Source organism: Ilumatobacter sp. (assembly GCF_041688325.1).
In the GTDB taxonomy this organism is placed as follows: domain Bacteria; phylum Actinomycetota; class Acidimicrobiia; order Acidimicrobiales; family Ilumatobacteraceae; genus Ilumatobacter_A.
The window spans coordinates 1-3,096 of the sequence record NZ_JBDNIJ010000225.1; the positions used below are offsets into that span (position 1 = coordinate 1).

The 3,096-nt window shown below is 62.7% G+C and carries 3 protein-coding genes and 1 pseudogene; 3 read left to right on the forward strand and 1 reads right to left on the reverse strand.

Annotation, left to right across the window (positions count from 1 at the left end):
- Positions 1-199 precede the first annotated feature (199 nt).
- The gene (locus tag ACH2EI_RS12990) at positions 200-1,519 is read right to left on the reverse strand and encodes an MFS transporter (protein WP_395156605.1); all 1,320 of its coding nucleotides are present in this window, start codon (positions 1,517-1,519) and stop codon (positions 200-202) included.
- A gap of 165 nt (positions 1,520-1,684) precedes the next feature.
- On the opposite strand from ACH2EI_RS12990, the gene ACH2EI_RS12995 reads away from it, so the two are divergent.
- From ACH2EI_RS12995 to ACH2EI_RS13005, 3 genes and pseudogenes are all read left to right on the forward strand, one after another.
- The gene (locus ACH2EI_RS12995; protein ID WP_395156607.1) at positions 1,685-1,957 is read left to right on the forward strand and encodes a hypothetical protein; all 273 of its coding nucleotides are present in this window, start codon (positions 1,685-1,687) and stop codon (positions 1,955-1,957) included.
- Positions 1,958-2,226: 269 nt separating this feature from the next.
- Complete coding sequence (locus ACH2EI_RS13000) at positions 2,227-2,616, forward strand: pentapeptide repeat-containing protein (RefSeq protein ID WP_395160316.1); 390 nt, start codon at positions 2,227-2,229, stop codon at positions 2,614-2,616.
- A 43-nt stretch (positions 2,617-2,659) separates the two neighbouring features.
- Positions 2,660-3,096 (forward strand): annotated as a pseudogene (locus ACH2EI_RS13005) (hypothetical protein); the annotation flags it as partial.

Below are 3,096 nucleotides of genomic sequence, written 5' to 3' on the forward strand. Positions count from 1 at the left end.
GAGGGGGCGGTGACGGGGTCAGGGCCCGAGACGCGGGCCTGCCCGTCACTGCCGCTGCATGCAGCGAGCAGTGCGATGCTGGCTACTGCGAGCAAGGCAGACGTCCGGGTCATGTACGGAACCTAGTGCGTTTGTGCATACCCACAGTTGGGCGCCCTGACAGCGCGAGCGGAACCGGCAGTTCGCGCTGACTCGCAGGTCAGGTGTCGGCGCGTTTGCCGGCGGCCGCGAGGAGCACGGCGGCGGCGGGCACGGTGGCCGAAATCCACAGTGCCGGCCGGTAGCTGTCGGTCATCGAACGAGACAGGGCAAAAAAGGCTGGCCCGATGGCACTGCCGATCACCATGGCGCTCATCTGCATCCCCGCGATTTCGCCGAGGTGTCGACGCCCGAAGAGACGGGGCAGCGCCGCCGACGTCAGCGACGAGAAGCAGCCCTGCGCAGCACCCCAGCCAATGATCGCGAGCACAGCCATCACAGTCACATCGAGGTAGCCGATGGCGAGATACATGAGCACCTGCGAGGCACCCATCGCCATGGCGACAACCATTGGCGAGGTGCGGTCGATGAGCCAACCGGTGAACAACGTGACCGGCACGCTGACAAATGCGATCGGCACGAAGATCCGCACGATCGTGTCTTGGTCCAGCCCCTGTTCCGCGCCCAGGTCGATGATGTGGAACGTGATTGCCGTTGCGGTCGACGACATCGCCATGACCGGCAGCGTGACTGCCCAAAACCGCAGGTCGCGCAGGGCCTGGCCGCGTGTCGCGTCGGTGTCCTTGCCGATGATGGCCGGTGTGTCGCGGGCATCCGGTGCAGCGAGGCCGCCGTCGATGATCATGCCCGAGGCCTCGGGGCTGACTCGGTAGAGCGTGGCAATCACGGTGGCCATGACCAGGACGAGGCCGACAGCGATGATCCGCCAGGCGGTGCGGAACCCGTCGATGTCGATGAGCGCAAGGAGCAAGGCGGGCGCAGCGGCGAAGGCGAAGCTGCCAGCAGCCTGGGAGAGTGAGCTGACCAGGCCGCGCCGTCGGTCAAACCACTGGGCGACCATCGTCCGCGACGACAGGGTCAAGAGGCCCTGTCCGGAGAACCGGAGGCAACCAAAACCGACGCTCATCACGATGAGGCCGACGGGCGTGCTCATCGAACCGACGAAGCTCAGCCCGGTGACGGTGCAGGCCAGGCCGATCGTCGCGGCGAACGCGACGACGCGTGAGCCGTAGCGGTCGATCATCTTGCCCCCGATGCCAAGCAGTAGCCCGCTCGCGCCCGTACCGATCAGGTAGGCAATCGCCAACTGCAGCCGGGTCAACCCGGTCGTGGAGGTCAGGTCATCAGTAAAAACGCTGACACCGGCGGTCTGGCCGGGCACCGATGCGATGATTCCGATCGTGCCGGCCACCAGTACAACCCACCCGTAATAGAACGGGACGCGTCGTGGATCGAAGGGTCGTCGGCCGAGCTGAGAGACGTGTGTGTCGCTGGGCGCCGCGTCGTTCGACGTCAGCACGTGCTGATCGTCGAAGCAGGCCAATTCATTCGGCGCAGGCTACCGAGAGGCTTGGCAGCGGGGAGCGTGACGTTGAGGAGTCATCTTGCAGGGTGAGATGCAAGATTTCGGCATGATCCGTCTGGGTTGCTCAAGCGTTGGCTGTATTGGTCGATCAATTTCGAAATGACGACCAGAGAATCAGAAATCCACCAGCTCCAGGAACAGGTCCAGATCGACCCGTACGACCCGTTCCTACGGTGCAACCTGGCGTGTGTTCTCGGATCGGTTGGCAATTACCAGGGTGCGATGCAGCATCTCGGTGTCGCCATGGAACATGCAAACGGCGCCATCGCTGCTGGCTGTGTGTTCTCGGCAATCCGTGAGGTCACCGAGGAGTTCGCTCGGCTCTGGCAGCTCCCGGAGCCGGTTCTGCACCTGACGCTCGTGAGTGCCTGACACACAGCTGGGTCGAAGTCGAACGAAACCCGTGCCGGCCTGATTGTGATGGCCGTCGTGGGCTGAGCGGCACCATAAACCGGTCGCACAACTCGGGCACCGAGCCCTGGTGGCTTGGTCGCTCTTGAGCCAGGTATTGCAGGTGCTTGAGCCCAACCGTACCCAATCTTGACTTTTATTTGACCAGTGTGTGTCAGCTCCGGCATAATCGATATTTGACAACCCTGGCTGCTCATTCGAGCCGCTCTTCGGGGGTTCAGAGGGATCTCATGGGTACCGATAAGAACGTGGCTCGAGCTACTGGCGACGATGAGCAAGATCCGTCCGGTGTGGAACCGGTCGTGCGCAATCTGTCGAAGGCCGACCTGTACCAACTCGATCTGAGTGGCGCCGATCTGTCCGGAGCGAACCTCACCGTTGCTCGGCTCGACGGTTGCGATCTGTCCGGCGCTCTTCTGGTCAATGCTGATCTCAGCGGAGCCGTCCTGTCCGGAGCGAACCTCACCGGTGCGGATCTGTCGGGCGCCAACCTGAGTTGGGCGGATCTCGGCACGGCGAACCTCACCGACGCAAACCTCAGCGATGCCGACATGCAGATGACGATCCTGATTGGCACCCGTTTTAACAACACGACCATGCCCGATGGTTCAACTCGGTAATGGCCCAGCAATCCACATTTCACACGGTGTTCGGAGGAACGTCATGACCAAATTTTTCCGGACACTCATCGCTCTCGCGTTGATCAGTACTGCCGCCGCGTGCGGCAGCGTGAGCTCTGACTCTGATGTCGCGAACACGGACTCACAGGAGCTCGACCAATCGGACGGCACAACAGACGAATCAGCCGACACGGCCGACGAATCAGACGCTGCCGACGAGTCAGACGCGGGGAGGTCTTCGGTCATCCCGTTCGAGTGCTTCGCCGATGATGAGGCGTTCGACAACTGCTGGGAAAATGGCGAGGTTCCCGACGAGTGCGTCGATGCCGACGGCTTCATTCTCGACGAGTGCTACCCGAGCGATGACTCGGGATCTGGCGAGGCCGCATCCGAGCTCATTCCGGCTCTCGGAGACGGTGCAATCAGCAGCGGCTTCGATCCGGCCGTCGACGCATTCAGCTTCGCGAACTACGGCGACGA